Below are 16851 nucleotides of genomic sequence, written 5' to 3'. Positions count from 1 at the left end.
AATTGGTCCTCATGATTGGGAGAAAAATTGCATGAATGGCGCTGATGTCCTTTGTGATGTGCTGCTGGCCAATGATGTGACGGTCTGCTTCGCCAATCCCGGCACCTCCGAAATGCATTTCGTCGCCGCGCTCGACCGCAAGCCCGAGATGCGTTGCGTGCTCGGCCTGTTCGAGGGCGTGGTGACCGGTGCCGCCGACGGCTATGCGCGCATGACCGACCGCCCGGCCGCGACTTTGCTGCATACCGGCCCTGGCCTGGCCAATGGGCTGGCCAACATGCACAATGCCCGGCGTGCGTTCAGCCCGATGATCAACATCGTCGGCGACCATGCCTCCTACCACCTGCCGCTTGATGCGCCGCTCACCAGCGACATCGAAGGCCTGGCGGCGCCGATGTCCAACTGGGTTCGCCGCATCGCCGGGCCAGAAGATGTCCAGCCGGCCACGGAGGCGGCTTTCCGCGCCTCGCTCACACCTCCGGGCGTCACCACGCTGATCCTGCCCGCGGATGCGGCATGGGGCGGCGCTGCCCCGGCGTCGCCGGGCAAGGTCGTCCTTTCGCCGCCGCCGGGTGTCGACGTCGATGCCGTACGCGAGACCGCCGCGGCGATCCGTGCGGCTCCGGGGCGTGTCGGCATGATCGTTCGGGGGCGAGCCGCGCGGGCCGATGCGCTCGAGATCGCCGGCCAGATCTCGACGGCCTGCGATATCCGCCTGTTCAGCGAGGTCCTGATCGCCCGCATGCAACGCGGGCGCGGGCGTGTCGCGCCGGCCCGCATCCCCTATCCAATCGATGCGGCAACGGCGTTGCTGAGCGACATCGACGTGCTGGTACTGGTCGGCGGCAAGGAGCCGGTCGCCTTCTTCGCCTATCCGGAAAAACCGGGACGGCTCGTCCGCGATGACTGCCGGGTGCTGACGCTCGCCGCCCATGGTCAGGACCTGCATGCGGCGCTGGAGGCATTTCGCGATGAGCTCGGCGTCAAACCATCGCAGCGGACGGTGGTTGCGACCGCTTTCCCGGACGAAGCTGCGCCGAGCGGCAAGCTCACCGACGACGCCATCGCGCTGTCGGTGGCGCACAAGCTGCCGGACAATGCGATCGTCTGCGACGAGGCGGTCACCTCGGCCAGGCGTTTCTTCGCCCTGTCCGCCTTTGCCGCGCCGCATGACTACATGATGGGCACTGGCGGATCGATCGGCGGCGGCATTCCGATGGCGACCGGGGCGGCGATCGCCTGTCCCGACCGCAAGGTGATCAATCTGGAGGCCGATGGCAGTGGCATGTACACGGTGCAGGGGCTGTGGACACAGGCGCGGGAAAATCTCGACGTGGTGACGATCGTCTTTGCCAACCGCACCTACGCGATCCTGCATGGCGAGATGAAGAATGTCGGCGTCAATGCGATCGGCGAGAACGCCAGGCGCATGCTCGATCTCGACCATCCCGCGCTAGACTGGGTGTCGCTGGCCAAAGGCATGGGCGTGGAAGCGGCGCGGGCCGAGACATGCGAGCAGTTCGACGTGCTGCTGGACAGCGCCTTATCGCGGCGCGGGCCGTTCCTGATCGAAGCGGTGATCTGAAGGGGCCGCGAAAGGCTAGGGGCAGATCGGCCTACCAGCGGGTCTTCTCACCAGGCGCCGCCGGTTCGATCGCCAGCGCGTGCACGCCGGCTTTCAATTCGTCGGCGAGCAGTTCGTTGACGGCGCGGTGGCGGTCAATGCGGCTCATGCCGGCAAAGGTGGAAGAAACGAGGCGGACGCGAAAATGCGTCTCGCCGGTGCCGTCATAGGCGCCGTGATGGTCGGAGCCATGGTGGTGATGGCCGGCGTGGAGATGGCTTTCGTTGATGATGACCAGCCGCTCCGGCGAAAATGCCTTGTTGAGCTTGTCTTCCATGGTCGCCTGTATGGACATTGTCGTCTCCGTTCACCACATATGGCTGGCGCACCAGCGTGAAAACCGGAAATCGGTTCCACAGGGGCCGCTGCCGCGCAACTAAATCCGCTATTCGCCTGCTTTAAGCCGCGATTCAGCGGTTAGGGCGATGATCGCGAAAATGTCAATTCTTGTTTCGCATCTGCGAACGCCCCATAAATGGGTGAGATGAAGCCGTACCCCAAATATTTCGAGAAGATTCGCATCCGCCCGGAGAAGGATGCGGAGCTGAAGTCGCACTCGCCGATCTGCCAGTGGGACGGCTGCAAGGAGGCCGGTACCCATCGCGCGCCGGTCGGGCGGATGAAGGAGGGCGAGTATTTCCGCTTCTGCTTCGACCATGTGCGCGAGTACAACAAGGGCTTCAACTATTTTTCCGGCGTGCCGGACACCGAAGTCGCCCGTTTCCAGAAGGAAGCGATGACCGGCCACCGGCCGACCTGGAAGATGGGCGTCAATGGCGCCTCGACGCGTTCGTCGCCCGATATGGCGCAGATGCGCTCCGGCCGCGCCGGCTATTACAACCGCATGCGCGACCCGTTCGACCTCTTCAAGGGGCCGAAGGATCCGCGCGAGGCGCGCGAGCGCAAGGCCAAGCCGCTTGAGGCCAAGGCGCTGGAAACGCTTGGCCTTGATACAAAGGCGACTGGCAAGGATATCAAGGCGCGCTATAAGGAACTGGTGAAACGTCACCATCCGGATGCGAATGGTGGCGACAGAGGTTCGGAAGACCGGTTCCGCGATGTGCTGCAGGCCTATCGCGTGCTCAAACAGGCGGGCCTGTGCTGAGCGACCCTATGGTTTGTGTCGTTTTCCAACTTTCATAAGGTTGGAAAAGGCTTTAAGACCGCCCCCGAACAAAATCGATTGCCGGCGAAACGGGACGTTTCGCCCGTGGAGACGTTGAGAGATATGAACAAGGTCGATCGCGACATCGCCAACCTGCCCGACACGACGGTGTCGGTGAAGGAGAAATTCGGCTTCGACTCCAAGATGGTGGTGCCGGCCTATTCGGTGACATCAGAACATGTGCCTGACGTCGATCCGGACTATTTGTTCGACAAGGCGACGACGCTGGCGATCCTTGCCGGCTTTGCCTACAACCGCCGCGTCATGGTGTCGGGCTATCACGGCACCGGCAAGTCGACCCATATCGAACAGGTCGCCGCCCGCCTCAACTGGCCCTGCGTGCGCGTCAATCTCGACAGCCATGTCAGCCGTATCGATCTCGTCGGCAAGGACGCGATCGTGGTCAAGGACGGCTTGCAGATCACCGAATTCCGCGACGGCATCCTGCCCTGGGCCTACCAGCACAATGTCGCGCTCTGCTTCGACGAGTATGATGCCGGCCGTCCGGACGTGATGTTCGTCATCCAGCGCGTGCTGGAATCCTCGGGTCGGCTGACGCTGCTTGACCAGAGCCGGGTCATCCGTCCGCATCCGGCGTTCCGGCTGTTTTCGACCGCCAACACGGTCGGCCTCGGCGACACGACCGGCCTCTACCACGGCACGCAGCAGATCAACCAGGCGCAGATGGACCGCTGGTCGATCGTCACCACGCTGAATTACCTCCCGCACGACAATGAAGTGAACATCGTGCTGGCCAAGGCCAAGCACTATCGCGACAACAAGGGCAAGGACATCGTCAACAAGATGGTGCGCGTCGCCGACATGACGCGCTCGGCCTTCATCAATGGCGACCTGTCGACGGTGATGAGCCCGCGTACCGTCATCACCTGGGCCGAGAATGCCGAGATCTTCGGCAATATCGGCATGGCGTTCCGGCTGACCTTCCTCAACAAATGCGACGAACTGGAGCGTTCGGTGGTTGCCGAGTTCTACCAGCGCGCCTTCGGTGAGGATCTGCCCGAGAGCGCCGCCAACGTGGTGCTGGGCTAAGCATAGCCTCGATGGCGGGTCCGGGCGACAACACGCGCAACAAGTCGAAGACGGGGTCTGAAGCCGACAGCTTCAAGCGCGCCGTCACCGTCTGCATGCGCGCCATTGCCGGCGACAAGGACATGGAAGTCGGCTTCGCCAAGGATCGGCCGGCACTTGCCGGCAGCCGCGCGCGTTTGCCCGAATTGCCGAAAAAGGCATCGAAGACCGATATCGCGATCACCCGCGGCCTCGGTGATTCCATGGCGCTGAAGCGCGCCTGCCACGATGCGCGCATCCACACCAAGCTGGCGCCGGAAGGCAAGGCGGCCCGCGCCATCTATGACGCGGTCGAGCAGGCCCGCGTCGAGGCGATCGGCAGCCGCGCCATGCAAGGCGTCGCCGACAATATCGGCTCGATGCTGGAGGACAAATACGCCAAGGCCAATCTCGTCGACGTCAAGGACAAGGCCGACGCGCCGATCGAGGAAGCGCTGGCGCTGATGGTGCGCGAGAAGCTGACCGGGCGCCCGGTGCCCAAGAGCGGCGAGCGGCTGGTGGAACTCTGGCGGCCCTGGGTCGAGGAAAAGGCCAAGGCCGACCTCGACGGGCTGTCGGCCAAGCTCGACGACCAGCAGGCCTTTGCCCGCGTCGTGCGCGAGATGCTCGCCTCCATGGAGATGGCCGAGGAACTCGGCGACGACCAGGAGACGGAAGACTCCGAGGACAATGACGACAACCAGCCGCAAGGCGAGGAGCAGAGCGAGGAGGGCGGCGAAGAGGATTCCGGCTCCGAGCAGTCGCAGTCCGAGGATGCCGAGGCGTCCGCCGATGACGAGCAATCCTCCGAGACGGAGGCCTCCGACGCCACAGCCGACGATCTGTCCGACGATGACGATGCGGATGCCGAGACGCCCGGCGAGGCTAGGCGCAACGACAATCCCTTCACCAATCTGCCGAAGGAAATCGACTACAAGGTTTTCACCACGGCTTTCGACGAGACGGTCGGTGCCGAGGAATTGTGCGAAGAGGAAGAGCTCGACCGGCTGCGCGCGTTTCTCGACAAGCAACTGGCCAATCTGTCCGGCGTCGTAGGACGGCTCGCCAATCGCCTGCAGCGCCGGCTGATGGCGCAGCAGAACCGCTCCTGGGATTTCGACCTGGAAGAGGGCTATCTCGACCCGGCGCGCCTGGTGCGCGTCGTCATCGATCCGATGCAGCCGCTGTCCTTCAAGCAGGAACGCGACACCAAATTCCGCGACACGGTGGTGACGCTGGTGCTCGATAATTCGGGCTCGATGCGCGGCCGGCCGATCACGGTCGCCGCCACCTGCGCCGACATTCTGGCCCGCACGCTGGAGCGCTGCGGCGTCTCGGTGGAGATCCTCGGCTTCACCACGCGCGCGTGGAAGGGTGGGCAGGCGCGTGAAAAATGGCTGAAGGACGGCAAGCCTCCGAACCCGGGCCGGCTCAACGATCTGCGCCACATCATCTACAAATCCGCCGATCATCCGTGGCGGCGGGCACGGCGCAATCTCGGCCTGATGATGCGCGAAGGCCTGCTCAAGGAAAACATCGACGGCGAGGCGCTGCTTTGGGCGCACAATCGCCTGATCGCCCGCCCTGAACAGCGCAAGATCCTGATGATGATCTCGGACGGCGCGCCGGTCGACGATTCGACGCTTTCGGTCAATCCGGGCAACTATCTCGAGCGCCATCTGCGCGCCGTCATCGAACTGATCGAGACGCGCTCGCCGGTGGAACTGCTGGCCATCGGCATCGGCCATGACGTTACGCGCTATTACAGGCGCGCCGTCACCATTGTCGATGCCGAGGAACTGGCCGGCGCCATGACCGAGCAACTGGCATCGCTGTTTGCCGAGGAAAGCGCACGCGACACGCGGCGCGGCGGCATGCGGCGCGCCGGATGATCTTTTCGCGCGGCGGCTTTCGGCAGACACTTTTCGCCGCCATCGCTCTGCTCGCCGGCACGGCGTCCGCGCCAGCCGGTGCGGCTGGCTCGGCCCCGGTTGAACCCATCGAGGTTTCGGCCCGCCCGATCACTGAATTCCGCATTGGCCGGACCGACAGGCAGTTCGGTTCGCTCGAATTCGTCGGCGGGCTGGAAATGACCTCGAAATCGCGCGACTTCGGCGCGCTGTCGGCTTTCCGGTTTCTGAAAGCGGGCAGCGATTTCATCGGCGTGGCTGACACCGGCTATTGGTTCTTCGGCACGGTGGCCCGCGATGCCGACAGGCGTCCCGTGGGCATCCAGAACTTCCGCATGCAGCAGATGGTCGACCAGAGCGGCCAGCCGATCGACGAGAAATGGGAAGTCGATGCCGAAGGCCTCGCGGTCAAGGATGGCATCGCCACGGTCGGTTTCGAGCGCAACCACCGCGTCGCCCAGTTCAAGATCGATCCGGCCAACATGAAAGGGCCATACCGGCAGCTGGATTTCCTGGTGCCGGCGCGGGAGTTGCGCCAGAATCGCGGCTTCGAGACCGTCACCCATGCCAATCCCAACGGCCAGCATGCGGGCGGTCTGGGTGTGGTCTCGGAAAAGAGCCTCGACAAATCGGGCAACATCTATGCCGCCATCATCGAAGGGCCGCACAAAGGTGTCTTCACCGTCAAGCGCAACGGCGATTTCGACATCACCGATGGCGCCTTCCTGCCGGATGGCGACCTTTTGCTGCTGGAGCGCAGTTTCACCATGGCGGGTGGCCTCAAGATGCGGCTGCGGCGCATCTATGGCGAGAGTGTCGAGAAAGGCGCCGTCGCCGACGGGCCGGTGCTGCTGGACGCCGACATGGGCTACCAGATCGACAATATGGAAGGGCTCGACGTCTGGACCCGCGACGATGGCGCGCTGATGGTGTCGCTGGTCTCCGACGACAACCATTCGATCCTGCAGCGCAACCTCTATTTGGAATTTATCCTGCACCAGGATTGAGCGGCGCTCCAACTGCGAAGCTGAAGTTGAGCTTTCAACGGCGGGTTCGATTTGGGGCGGGTTCGATTTGGTCGGACGCCTTCCCCTACTCCGTCGCTGCTTTGCAGCGCCGCGTCAATCAAACCGCTTGGCGCGGCAGAGGACACATAGGGGAGAACTGTTACCCATGTATAGGCTGGAGAGGCTCCGCTCGACGGAAGAGGGCGACCTTTCACAGATCCGCCTGATTGCTTGCTTGCCGCAGCTTAGGCGCTCGCCGCGTCGTGCCTAATTTGCGGCGACTTCGCGTTTGACGGACGCCTTCCCCCACTCCGTCGCTGCTTCGCAGCGCCACCTCTCCCCCCTCCGGAGGGAGAGGAAAGGTGCCAGCCGGCATAAGCTCGCGCCTTTCCTCTACCCCGTCGATCGGGGAGAGGTGGCTCGGCGAAGCCGAGACGGAGTGGGGGTCGACTGCCCGTCACCCGATTGACGCTCGGCAAAACACTTTAGTCTAGACTTGACAATTGGCGTCGCTGGCGCAATACTCAAGTCCATGCTTGACTATTCCAAGATCGACAGCATCCTGCGCGCGCTCGCCGAGCCAACCCGCCGCCAGATCCTGGAACGCTTGAGCCGTGGACCGGCCACCGTCAGCCAGCTGGCGGAGCCGTTCGGCATGACCTTTGCCGCCGTGCTGCAACATTTGCAGGTGCTGGAGGCCTGCGGACTGATCCGCAGCGAGAAGATCGGGCGGGTGCGCACCTGCCGGATCGAACCGGGCGGGCTCGCTCCGCTCGCCGACTGGATTGCGGAGCGCCGCATTCCGGCGGAACGCCACCTCGACCGCCTTGGCGAGATTCTGGCCGAGACGGACCAATCATCCCCGAAAGTTCAAGACCAGGAAAAGGACGACCAGACATGAACCAGATCGCCCCCGTGAAAGACGAGCATTCCGTCATCCACTCCACATTCACCATCGAGCGCACCTACCCGCAGTCGCCGGATCGTGTCTTCCATGCCTTCGCCGACAAGGCGACGGTGCGGCGCTGGCGGGTCGAAGGCGATGGTTTCACTATCGCCGAATTCAGCTTCGATTTTCGGGTCGGAGGCGGCGAGGTGTCGCGCTTCAGCTATGGCGGCGGCCCGGAGGTCAGGCTCGACGCGCAGTTCCAGGACATCGTTCCGGACCAGCGCATCGTGTTTTCCTACCGGATGGCAATCGGGCCGCAGCCGATGTCGGCGTCACTGACCACGGTAGAGCTGATACCCTCGGGTGATGGCACAAGGCTAACCTATACCGAACAAGGTGCCTTCTTCGATGGAGTCGATTCCGCCAAGGGTCGGGAGGAGGGGACGCGCGGGCTGCTGGAGGCTCTTGCCGCGGAGCTCCAGAAGTCAAACTAGAACGAAACCGCCGGGGCTTCGGTCAGGACCGTGAGTCGTTGGTGGCGATCCAGATGACATGGCGCGCGCCGCGCTTGCCGTTGGCGCGCGTGTTGACCTCCTCGACCGCGAAGCCCGCCTGCTTCAGCCGCCGCGTGAAGCCGCTGTCCGGTCCCTGGGACCACACCGCCAGCACGCCGCCCGGCTTGAGGGCGGCGCGCTGCGGCGCCGAGGCCTGCCAGGCTGTAGAGGGCGTCATTGCCCTTGTGGACGATGCCTTCGGGGCCATTGTCGACATCGAGCAGGATCGCGTCCCAGGCCGCAGGCCCGGACCGTATCAACTGGCCGACATCGGTCTCCTCTATGGTGACGCGGGGGTCGTCGAGGCAGCTGCCAAACACCTCCGCCATCGGGCCGCGTGCCCAGGCAACGACCGCCGGCACCAGTTCCGCGACAACGACGCCGGCATCGTTGCCGAGTTCGGCCAAGGCGGCGCGCAATGTAAAACCCATGCCAAGCCCGCCGATCAGGATCCTCGGCTGCCGATGGCCCGCAATCCTTTGGCAGGACAGTTTCGCCAGCGCTTGCTCGGAGCCGCTGAGGCGGCTGTTCATCAGCTCGTTGGTGCCGAGCATGATCGAGAATTCGCTGCCGCGCCGTTTCAGGCGAAGTTCTTGGGCACCATCCCCGGTCTTTGCCGAATCGAGCTGGACCCAGGGGATCATCGTCTAGACGGCCACCGCCGGCTGGCTCCAGCGGGCGGCGAGCAGCCGGTAGGGGATGAGCGCAACCACGGCGATGATCAGCTTCACCGAGAGGTCGCCCAGCGCCCAGGAAACCCAGCGCATGGCGTCGACGTGGAAGACACCCATCAGCGGTGCCGTCTCAAGCGCAAAGCCGTCGTTCGGGCCGGCAAAAGCGAAAGCGGCCGAGAAGGCGACGGTGAAGAACACCATGGTGTCGAACACCGATCCGACCAGAGTGCCGACGATCGGCGCCCGCCACCAGCTCTGCCGGCGCAGCCGGTTGAACACCGTCACGTCGAGCAGCTGCGCGGACAGGAACGCCGCTCCGGACGCCGCCGCGATTCGAACCAGCCGGTCGGCGGCGGTCTCGAATTCGATCAGGCCATGGCGAAACAGGAAGGGCGGCACGAGGATCGAACAGACCACCGCCGTCATGAAGCCGACAAAGACGATCCGGCGCGCCACGGCGGGGCCATATCGGCGGTTGGCGAGGTCGGTGACCAGGAAGGAGAAGGGATAGGTGAAAGCGCCCCAGGTGAGCAGGTCGGCCAGCGAGAGGCCACCGATCTGGCCCTGCATCGGGAACTGCACGAGAATGTTCGACGCCACGACGACAAGCGCCATGGCGGCCACGAAGGGCAGATATCGCGAGAAGGAAGTCATTTTTTTATCCTGGGTAATGGAACCAGCGGAGCATCATGCCCATCGGGCGGTGCTCGCTTCGTAGTTGAGCATCGGATGTCGAACCTTGCGGATCTATCCGATGCCCAAGGCCAACAAGAGGTTGGCCCGGGCGGTCCCCCCGCCTTTATCCGATGTTACGCAGCGACCTGTTCGGCCAGCTTCTTGGCGATCTGCTTCTTCAAGAGACGCGCGCGCTGCGACAGTTCCTTGACGTCGGCCTTGGCCAGGAAAGCGTCGAGACCGCCGCGATGTTCGACCGAACGCAGCGCGTTGGCCGAAATGCGCAGGCGCACATTCTGGTTCAGCGCTTCCGAAATCAGCGTCACATTGACGAGGTTTGGCAGGAAGCGACGCTTGGTCTTGTTGTTGGCGTGGCTCACATTGTTGCCGGTCTGGACTGCCTTGGCAGTGAGTTCGCAGGTGCGGGACATAATTCTAACCTTCAATTCTCTCGGGACCTGCCAAACCTTTGTGCCCACGCCGGGTGGCGCGCGGTTCTGGTCAGGCGGCCTTATGGAAAAAGTTGGCGTTCCATAGTTGCATTTCGCCGGGGCGTCAAGCTCCGGCTTTGCCACGGAAGCGCCCGGCATTTCATATTAAGGCCGGATTTCATCCTATAAGCGGTCTCATAGGGACATGCCAGACCGGAGTCGCCCGCCTCCGGCCCAAAATCAAGGATCCGATCCCGCCATGCCTCGTTTGTCTCACGCGCTCGGTGCCGCGCTTGCCATCGCCTTGCCCTCCGCCGCGTCGGCTGCCTCGCCGCAGTCCTTCAAGGGCGAGTACACGGTGTCGTTCCTTGGTCTCTCGATCGCAAGATCGACCTTCTCCAGCCATTATGAGAATGGCGCCTACGCGATCGAAGGCAGCGTGTCCGCTGCAGGCCTCGCCAAGCTGTTCGACGACACGCGCGGCACCATTTCGTCCAAGGGCACGATTTCGGGCAAGAAGATGGTGCCGCAGGCATTCCGGGCCGATTACACGTCCGGCAAGAAGGCATCGGTGGTCGATATCCGCTTCACCAATGGCGCTGTGACCTCGACGCAGGTCATTCCGGCGCCGGAAAAGCGTGACCCCAACAATTGGGTGCCGATCGGTGCCGGCGACCTGGCATCGGTGCTCGATCCGATGGCCGCCACCGTCGTCCATGCCGACAGCCTCGACCAGGTCTGCGGCCGCAAGGTCAAGTTCTATGATGGCGAGATGCGCGCCGACCTGACGCTGACCTACGTTTCGAAAGGCACCATCTCGGTGCCGGGCTACAAGGGCGACACCATCACCTGCCGGATGGGCTTCGAGCCGGTGGCGGGCTATCGCAAAGGCCGCAAGGCGCTCAACTATCTCAAGAACAAAAGCCGCATGATGGTGACGTTTGCGCCGCTCGGCCAAACCGGAGTATATGCGCCGATCCACGCCACGGTGGGAACGCAGATCGGCACCTTGACCATCAGCGCCGGGCGTTTCGAAGCGGTACAATAGGGCACACCCCTGGGGACAGAACAGGGCGCGCCACGGGAGAGGACATGGCGCGCGCAACACTGATCGGTTTTTCGGCGGTCGCCATGTGGGCGCTTTTGGCGCTGCTCACCGATGCGTCGGGCAAGGTGCCGCCATTCCTTTTGTCGGCGATCACCTTCTCGATCGGCACTGGCGTCGGGCTTGTCGCGCGGCTGTTCATGCCGGCCGCCGACAAGAGCCAGAAGATTCCACCACAGGTCTGGCTGATCGGCATTGCTGGCCTGTTCGGCTACCATTTTTTCTATTTCACAGCGCTGCGCAACGCGCCGGCGGTGGAGGCCAGCCTGATCGCCTATCTGTGGCCGCTGCTGATCGTGCTCGGCTCGGCGCTGATGCCGGGCGAAAAACTGGCGTGGAACCATGTCGTCGGCGCGCTGCTCGGCCTGGCCGGCACCGTGCTGATCGTCACCAAGGGCGGCGGGCTGGCCTTCGACGCGCGCTACACGTTCGGCTATGCCATGGCTGCCGTCTGCGCGCTGCTGTGGTCGTCCTACTCGCTTTTGTCGCGGCGCTTTCCGTCGGTGCCGACCAGCATCGTCACCTGGTTTTGCGCGGCGACTGCCGTGCTGTCGCTCGTTTGCCATCTGGCGCTGGAGCAAACGGTGTTGCCTGAAGGCGTCGGCCAGTGGCTGGCGGTGCTTGGGCTTGGCCTGATGCCGGTGGGGGGCTGCCTTCTATGCCTGGGACATCGGCGTCAAACGCGGCAACATCCAGGTGCTGGGCGCGGCAAGCTATGCGGCGCCGCTGTTGTCGACGCTGGTGCTGATCGCGGCCGGCGTCGCCGAGCCGTCGCTGCGCATCCTCGCCGCCTGCGTGCTCATCACTGGCGGTGCGGCCTTGGCGGCAAAATCGCTGTTCCTGCGCAAGCCGGCCGTCGCTGGGAGCCGAGCCGAGGCAGCCGAAAGCGGAGCCGGGGCATGACCATGCCGTTTGGCGGCGGCATCGACGCCAATGCCAATGCGACGCTGATCTTCTCGCTGGTTGCGGCGGTGATCTATGCTTTCACGCTCGGCATGCCGCAGAGCCTCGCCCGCTCCGCGGCAAAGACGCTTAGCGTCGCGATGCTTGCCGTGCTTTCGGCGCTGCAAGGCGGCCCGCTGCTGCTGGTCGTGGCCCTGGCGCTTAGCGCGGTGGGCGACGCCTTCCTGTCGCGCGACGGCGAAAAGGCGTTTCTCGGTGGGTTGGCGAGTTTTCTCGTCGCCCACATTGTCTACATCGCACTGTTCCTGCGCAGCGGTGGCGGGCTGGGATTGCTCGGCGCCGAATCCTGGCGCGGGGCCATCGCACTGGCACTGGCGGTGTTCGTGATCGTCATGCTCGCCGCGCTCTGGCGCCGCGTCGGCCCCAGCCTGCGTGTGCCGATCGCCTGTTATGTCGTGGCGATCCTGGCGATGGGCATGTCCGCTCTGACCACCAACAGCGCCTGGGTCATCGGCGGCGCCGTGCTGTTCATGGCATCGGACGGGCTGCTCGCCACTGAGAAGTTTCTGGTGGCGGCCATCTCGCCGCATCGCGCGTGGATGCGATTTGCGGTGTGGGTTTTGTACTACGCCGCCCAGTTCGCGATCACGCTGGGTTTCCTGCTGGGGTAGGCTGCCAGCCTGGCTCGGCCAGTTCGAAAGCGGCGAAATCGAAGCCCGGCGCGACCGTGCAGCCGACCAGCGTCCAGTCGCCCAGGCTGCGCGCCGATTGCCACCAGCCTGCCGGCACGACGATCTGCGGCCGTTCACCCGCCGCGAGCCCGATGCCGAGCACCTGCTCGATCACCGTTGACCCTTCTTCCCACATCGACAGCGCCAGCGGCGCGCCAGCATGGAAATGCCAGACCTCGGCGGCATCCTTGACGCGATGCCAAGCCGAGAGCTGGTGCTGTTCCAGCAGGAAATAGATGGCGGTCGAATGGCCGCGTGCACCGCCGGCTTCGTCGCGAAAGGTTTCCGTGTACCAGCCGCCTTCCGGATGCGGCTTCAATCCGAGTGTCGCAATGATTTCTGCTGAACTGGTCATCGGTCGAAGGCCTGCACGATGCTCAAAAATTGTCCTTGCGCTTGCGGATCTCGGCGAACACTTCGGCATCTCCAGCCTTTTCCATGCCGAGATGCTTGCGGATCGCCGGATCGTGCCAGCGCAGGAAGGGATTGGTCGACAATTCCTCGCCGATCGTCGTCGGCAGCGTCGGCTTGCTGTCGGCCCGCAGCGCCTCGATCCTGGCGGCGCGTTCCCTCAAGGCCGAATTGGTCGGGTCGACGGTCAGCGCGAAACGGGCGTTGGCGAGCGTGTATTCATGGCCGCAATAGATAGACGTCGCGGCGGGAAGGGCGGCAAGTTTCTTTAGTGATTCATACATCACCGGCGGCTTGCATTCGAACAGCCGCCCACAGCCCAGCGCGAACAGCGTGTCCGCGGTGAAAGCCACCTGCGACGCCGGCAGATGATAGGAAACGTGGCCGGCGGTGTGGCCGGGAGTGGCGATCACCTCGATCCGCTCGTCGCCAAGATGAAGGACGGAGCCTTCTTCTACGGTCTCGTCGATGCCGGGGATCTTGGCCTTTTCCGCCTCCGGGCCGACGATGCGCAGTTTGAAGCGCTCCTTCAGCGCCAGATTGGCCTCGACGTGGTCCATATGATGATGCGTGGTCAGGATCATCGTCGGCGTCCAGCCGGTGCGCTTGATCGCGGCCAGGATAGGCGCTTCCTCGGGTGCGTCGATGAGCGCGGTCTGCCCGCTTTTGCGGTCATGCACCAGCACGCCGAAATTATCGCTGCGGCACATGAACTGTTCGATTTCGACCGCCATCGTATCTCTCCATTTTGTCGCCGCAGACATAGGGCGCCAGAGGGCGGATGTCATCCCGGAGATGACAAGTGTCACTCCGGAGATGACAATGTCACTCCCGGAGATGATGAATGTCATCCGGGGATGTGCCGGCAACCTCAGGGGCTCTTTGTTGAAACCTGCCGATATCACGGCTACATCCCTGACATGCATTCCGACATCGTCGACCTTCGCTCCTTCTACTCGACAACGCTCGGCCGGTTCGCCGAGCGCTCGATCACCATGGCGCTGTCGTCGATATGGGCCACTGTCCCCAATGAAAGGCTGGTCGGTCTCGGCTATACCTTGCCCTGGCTGGAACGGTTCGGCACCGACGCCGAGCGGGTCTTTGCCTTCATGCCGGCGACGCAGGGCGCCGTGGTCTGGCCGGCGGCAGGACCGACGGCGACGGCGCTGGTCTTTGACGAGGAACTGCCGCTGGTCGATTCCTGCATCGACCGCATGCTGCTCGTCCATTCGCTCGAACATGTCGAAAACCCGCGCGAGACGCTGAACGAGATCTGGCGAGTGCTGTCACCGGCAGGCCGCGTCGTCATCGTCGTGCCAAACCGGCGCGGTGTCTGGGCACGCTTCGAGCATACGCCGTTCGGCAATGGCCGGCCGTTCTCACGCGGGCAGCTGACGGAACTGCTGCGTGAGGCGAATTTCACGCCCGCCGCCTGGTCGGATGCGCTGTTCTTCCCGCCATCGCGACGACGCTTCATGATGCGCTTCCACAATGTGCTGGAGCGCGCCGGCCGGCGGCTGTGGCCGATCTTTTCCGGCGTTATCGTCGTCGAGGCGCAGAAACGGCTCTATCAGGGTGTGCCGGTGGCCCAGCGCGCCTCGCGCCGCGTTTTCGTGCCGGTGCTGTCGCCACACGGCGCGACACGGCTCGGCCGCCGGGCCGAGGCGACAGCCGCGGCAGCAGCGGCTCGCCAGGTGAAACCTTCGTGATCAGCGCGGAAACTTTCCTCGCGCGGCATTTTTCCGACCTATCTGTCGTGCTGGGTTCGCGGACTAACAGGCGGCGGCTGTCGGCTCCCCTCATCCGGTTTCAGCATCGCACCTGAACGCAAGGACCTCTGACATGGCTGATCAACTGGACAATCAGGCCACCGTTCAGCCGGTCGCCGTGGCCGTCGAGGCCAGCAGCCTGCGCGATCAGGTGGCGACGATCAAGCGGGCGCTGGTGGTGTCGCCGGTTCGCAAATGGTTGCTGTGGACGTCGGTCGGCATCATGGCCGTCATCATCGCGACGTCGATCGGCCAGGTCCTGCTCAACCGCTGGAACCAGCCCTTCTACGATGCGCTGGCGCGCCGCGACATGGCGGCCTTCCTGCACCAACTCCTCGTCTTTGCGATGATCGCCGGCGGGCTGCTGGTGCTCAATATCGGTCAGACCTGGCTCAACCAGATGATCCGGCTGAAGCTGCGCGAGGCGCTTACACTGGACCTGATCGACCAGTGGATGCGGCCGGCGCGCGCCTTCCGGCTGGCCAATGCCGGCGCCATCGGTGTCAATCCCGATCAGCGCATGCAGCAGGATGCGGCGCATCTCTCGGACCTGTCGACCGATCTCGGCGTCGGGCTCTTGCAGTCACTCATCCTGCTCCTGTCCTTCGTCGGCGTGCTGTGGGAACTGTCCTCGGGCTTCGTCTTCCACATTGGCGGCTGGTCCCTGGCGATACCGGGCTACATGGTGTGGGCCGCGTTCCTCTATGCCGGCATCGCCTCCTGGCTAAGCTGGCTGGTCGGTCGGCCGCTGATCAGGCTCAACAGCGATCGCTACACACGCGAAGCCGAGCTGCGCTCCTCCATGGTGCGGGTCAACGAGAATGTCGATGCGATCGCGCTCTACCATGGCGAAGACGACGCCAAACGGCGGCTCGAACTCGACCTCGGCACGGTGCTGGGCGCGATGCGGCGCATCTTCACGGCCCAGATCAATCTATCCTGGGTGACCGATACCTATGGCTGGATCACGGTCGTGGCTCCCATTCTGGTCGCGTCGCCGGTTTATTTTTCCGGCGACATCAGCTTCGGCGGGCTGATGATGGCGGTCGGTGCCTTCAACCAGGTGCACTCTTCCCTGCGCTGGTTCATCAACAACATCGGCAGCATCGCCGATTGGCGCGCCACGCTGATGCGCGTCGCCGACTTCCGCATCGCGCTCGATGAAACCGATGTGCTGCACGACACCGAAAGGCGCATCACCTTCGATCAAAATGCCAATGGCAGCCTGACGTTCGAGAGGCTCCAGGTGGCCTCGCCGGAGGGCTGCACAAAACTCTCCGATCAGCATGTCGAGATCCGCCCCGGCGAGCGGGTGATGATCACCGGCGAGCCAGGCGCCGGCAAGACGCTGTTCTTCCGCGCCATTGCCGGGCTTTGGCCGTGGGGCGGCGGGAAAATCGGCCTGCCGGCGGGAGAAACCCTCATCTTCGTTCCACGCGTGCCGTATTTGCCGGCCGGCTCGTTGCGCGAGGTACTCAATCACGCGAACGGGCATGCGCCCGCGAGTGATACCGACATTGCGGCGGTGCTAGCCGAAATTGGCCTTGAACGGCTGTCGTCGTCGCTCGACCGTGTCGGGCGCTGGGACCATGAATTGGGCGATGACGAACAGCGCTTGCTGGGCGTGGCCAGGCTCGCCTTGCGGCAGCCGAAATGGGTAATCATCGACGAGGCGATGGACGCGTTCGACGGACCCGCACTGCGGCGCGTGCTGGCGATGCTGGAAAAACATCTCAAGGGCGCCACGATCATCAACATCGGGCGCGGCCAGCACAACAATCAGTTCTTTCCGCGCGGCCTGACGATCGTCAAGGATTCGGGTGCACAGCCGCTGAAACCAGCCCGCGTCAGGGCCGGCGCTATCGATCCGCCGCCGGTCGTCAAGCGCCGCAAGAAGTAGGGCTGTTTTCCCGCGCTGTCGCAGCAAGCTTTATT

At 64.0% G+C, this 16851-nt stretch carries 16 protein-coding genes and 2 pseudogenes; 12 read left to right on the top strand and 6 right to left on the bottom strand.

Annotated features, from left to right (window positions below; genetic code table 11):
- Positions 1 to 31 precede the first annotated feature (31 nt).
- A complete protein-coding gene (locus tag HB778_RS10315; RefSeq protein WP_183463564.1) occupies positions 32 to 1585 on the top strand; it encodes an acetolactate synthase large subunit in 1554 nt (517 codons plus the stop codon).
- A gap of 31 nt (positions 1586 to 1616) precedes the next feature.
- On the opposite strand, the gene HB778_RS10310 is transcribed toward HB778_RS10315, so the two are convergent.
- Positions 1617 to 1919: a BolA family protein gene (locus HB778_RS10310; protein ID WP_096450780.1), complete on the bottom strand. Its 303-nt coding sequence runs from the start codon at positions 1917 to 1919 to the stop codon at positions 1617 to 1619.
- A gap of 180 nt (positions 1920 to 2099) precedes the next feature.
- Here HB778_RS10310 and HB778_RS10305 point away from each other — a divergent pair, with 180 nt between their 5' ends.
- The 6 genes from HB778_RS10305 to HB778_RS10280 all read left to right on the top strand — a co-directional run bounded on the left by HB778_RS10305 (position 2100) and on the right by HB778_RS10280 (position 8157).
- On the top strand, positions 2100 to 2729 hold the full coding sequence (locus HB778_RS10305) for a J domain-containing protein (RefSeq protein ID WP_095204007.1): 630 nt from the start codon (positions 2100 to 2102) through the stop codon (positions 2727 to 2729).
- 123 nt (positions 2730 to 2852) lie between these two features.
- Positions 2853 to 3839 carry a cobaltochelatase subunit CobS gene (gene cobS / locus HB778_RS10300; RefSeq protein WP_095204006.1) on the top strand — a complete coding sequence of 329 codons (987 nt, stop codon included), beginning with the start codon at positions 2853 to 2855 and terminating at the stop codon, positions 3837 to 3839.
- Between the two features lie 11 nt (positions 3840 to 3850).
- Positions 3851 to 5749, top strand: a complete 1899-nt coding sequence (gene cobT, locus HB778_RS10295; RefSeq protein ID WP_183463562.1) for a cobaltochelatase subunit CobT — start codon at positions 3851 to 3853, stop codon at positions 5747 to 5749.
- Positions 5746 to 6774, top strand: coding sequence for an esterase-like activity of phytase family protein (locus HB778_RS10290; RefSeq protein ID WP_183463556.1), 1029 nt, complete (start codon positions 5746 to 5748; stop codon positions 6772 to 6774). The genes cobT and HB778_RS10290 overlap by 4 nt, the downstream gene beginning before the upstream one ends.
- A gap of 532 nt (positions 6775 to 7306) precedes the next feature.
- A complete protein-coding gene (locus HB778_RS10285; protein WP_183463554.1) occupies positions 7307 to 7675 on the top strand; it encodes an ArsR/SmtB family transcription factor in 369 nt (122 codons plus the stop codon).
- Positions 7672 to 8157, top strand: a complete 486-nt coding sequence (locus HB778_RS10280) for an SRPBCC family protein (protein WP_183463551.1) — start codon at positions 7672 to 7674, stop codon at positions 8155 to 8157. Before HB778_RS10285 ends, HB778_RS10280 begins: the two co-directional genes overlap by 4 nt.
- A gap of 22 nt (positions 8158 to 8179) precedes the next feature.
- Here HB778_RS10280 and HB778_RS10275 read toward each other — a convergent pair.
- The 3 genes and pseudogenes from HB778_RS10275 to rpmB form a co-directional block, all read right to left on the bottom strand.
- Positions 8180 to 8861: pseudogene (locus HB778_RS10275) on the bottom strand (hypothetical protein).
- 3 nt (positions 8862 to 8864) lie between these two features.
- Positions 8865 to 9545, bottom strand: a complete 681-nt coding sequence (locus tag HB778_RS10270) for a queuosine precursor transporter (protein ID WP_183463549.1) — start codon at positions 9543 to 9545, stop codon at positions 8865 to 8867.
- A 155-nt stretch (positions 9546 to 9700) separates the two neighbouring features.
- On the bottom strand, positions 9701 to 9997 hold the full coding sequence (gene rpmB / locus HB778_RS10265) for a 50S ribosomal protein L28 (protein WP_010911765.1): 297 nt from the start codon (positions 9995 to 9997) through the stop codon (positions 9701 to 9703).
- Between the two features lie 259 nt (positions 9998 to 10256).
- Here rpmB and HB778_RS10260 point away from each other — a divergent pair, with 259 nt between their 5' ends.
- From HB778_RS10260 to HB778_RS10250, 3 genes and pseudogenes are all read left to right on the top strand, one after another.
- Positions 10257 to 11045 carry a DUF3108 domain-containing protein gene (locus HB778_RS10260; RefSeq protein ID WP_183463547.1) on the top strand — a complete coding sequence of 263 codons (789 nt, stop codon included), beginning with the start codon at positions 10257 to 10259 and terminating at the stop codon, positions 11043 to 11045.
- A gap of 44 nt (positions 11046 to 11089) precedes the next feature.
- Positions 11090 to 12005, top strand: a pseudogene (yddG, locus tag HB778_RS10255) (aromatic amino acid exporter YddG).
- The gene (locus tag HB778_RS10250) at positions 12002 to 12676 is read left to right on the top strand and encodes a lysoplasmalogenase (RefSeq protein WP_183463545.1); all 675 of its coding nucleotides are present in this window, start codon (positions 12002 to 12004) and stop codon (positions 12674 to 12676) included. The pseudogene yddG and the gene HB778_RS10250 overlap by 4 nt, the downstream one beginning before the upstream one ends.
- Here the strand turns inward: HB778_RS10250 and HB778_RS10245 are convergent.
- Positions 12651 to 13091, bottom strand: coding sequence for a cupin domain-containing protein (locus tag HB778_RS10245; RefSeq protein ID WP_095203997.1), 441 nt, complete (start codon positions 13089 to 13091; stop codon positions 12651 to 12653). The genes HB778_RS10250 and HB778_RS10245 overlap by 26 nt on opposite strands.
- Positions 13092 to 13113: 22 nt before the next feature.
- Positions 13114 to 13881, bottom strand: a complete 768-nt coding sequence (gene gloB / locus HB778_RS10240) for a hydroxyacylglutathione hydrolase (protein ID WP_183463543.1) — start codon at positions 13879 to 13881, stop codon at positions 13114 to 13116.
- Positions 13882 to 14067: 186 nt separating this feature from the next.
- On the opposite strand from gloB, the gene HB778_RS10235 reads away from it, so the two are divergent.
- Together HB778_RS10235 and HB778_RS10230 are read left to right on the top strand one after the other, a co-directional pair.
- On the top strand, positions 14068 to 14856 hold the full coding sequence (locus tag HB778_RS10235) for a class I SAM-dependent methyltransferase (protein ID WP_183463541.1): 789 nt from the start codon (positions 14068 to 14070) through the stop codon (positions 14854 to 14856).
- Positions 14857 to 14989: 133 nt separating this feature from the next.
- On the top strand, positions 14990 to 16816 hold the full coding sequence (locus tag HB778_RS10230) for an ABC transporter ATP-binding protein/permease (protein ID WP_183463539.1): 1827 nt from the start codon (positions 14990 to 14992) through the stop codon (positions 16814 to 16816).
- The last annotated feature ends 35 nt before the right edge of the window (positions 16817 to 16851 follow it).

Origin of the sequence: Mesorhizobium huakuii, assembly GCF_014189455.1 — a bacterium.
GTDB lineage: Bacteria > Pseudomonadota > Alphaproteobacteria > Rhizobiales > Rhizobiaceae > Mesorhizobium > Mesorhizobium huakuii_A.
This window is presented reverse-complemented; position numbering and strand designations above follow the sequence as displayed.

Coding starts and splice junctions, on each gene's coding strand:
- HB778_RS10315 (WP_183463564.1), top strand. CDS start 32: ATGAATGGCGCTGATGTCCTTTGTGATGTGCTGCTGGCCAATGATGTG.
- HB778_RS10310 (WP_096450780.1), bottom strand. CDS start 1,919: ATGTCCATACAGGCGACCATGGAAGACAAGCTCAACAAGGCATTTTCG.
- HB778_RS10305 (WP_095204007.1), top strand. CDS start 2,100: ATGGGTGAGATGAAGCCGTACCCCAAATATTTCGAGAAGATTCGCATC.
- cobS (WP_095204006.1), top strand. CDS start 2,853: ATGAACAAGGTCGATCGCGACATCGCCAACCTGCCCGACACGACGGTG.
- cobT (WP_183463562.1), top strand. CDS start 3,851: ATGGCGGGTCCGGGCGACAACACGCGCAACAAGTCGAAGACGGGGTCT.
- HB778_RS10290 (WP_183463556.1), top strand. CDS start 5,746: ATGATCTTTTCGCGCGGCGGCTTTCGGCAGACACTTTTCGCCGCCATC.
- HB778_RS10285 (WP_183463554.1), top strand. CDS start 7,307: ATGCTTGACTATTCCAAGATCGACAGCATCCTGCGCGCGCTCGCCGAG.
- HB778_RS10280 (WP_183463551.1), top strand. CDS start 7,672: ATGAACCAGATCGCCCCCGTGAAAGACGAGCATTCCGTCATCCACTCC.
- HB778_RS10270 (WP_183463549.1), bottom strand. CDS start 9,545: ATGACTTCCTTCTCGCGATATCTGCCCTTCGTGGCCGCCATGGCGCTT.
- rpmB (WP_010911765.1), bottom strand. CDS start 9,997: ATGTCCCGCACCTGCGAACTCACTGCCAAGGCAGTCCAGACCGGCAAC.
- HB778_RS10260 (WP_183463547.1), top strand. CDS start 10,257: ATGCCTCGTTTGTCTCACGCGCTCGGTGCCGCGCTTGCCATCGCCTTG.
- HB778_RS10250 (WP_183463545.1), top strand. CDS start 12,002: ATGACCATGCCGTTTGGCGGCGGCATCGACGCCAATGCCAATGCGACG.
- HB778_RS10245 (WP_095203997.1), bottom strand. CDS start 13,091: ATGACCAGTTCAGCAGAAATCATTGCGACACTCGGATTGAAGCCGCAT.
- gloB (WP_183463543.1), bottom strand. CDS start 13,881: ATGGCGGTCGAAATCGAACAGTTCATGTGCCGCAGCGATAATTTCGGC.
- HB778_RS10235 (WP_183463541.1), top strand. CDS start 14,068: ATGCATTCCGACATCGTCGACCTTCGCTCCTTCTACTCGACAACGCTC.
- HB778_RS10230 (WP_183463539.1), top strand. CDS start 14,990: ATGGCTGATCAACTGGACAATCAGGCCACCGTTCAGCCGGTCGCCGTG.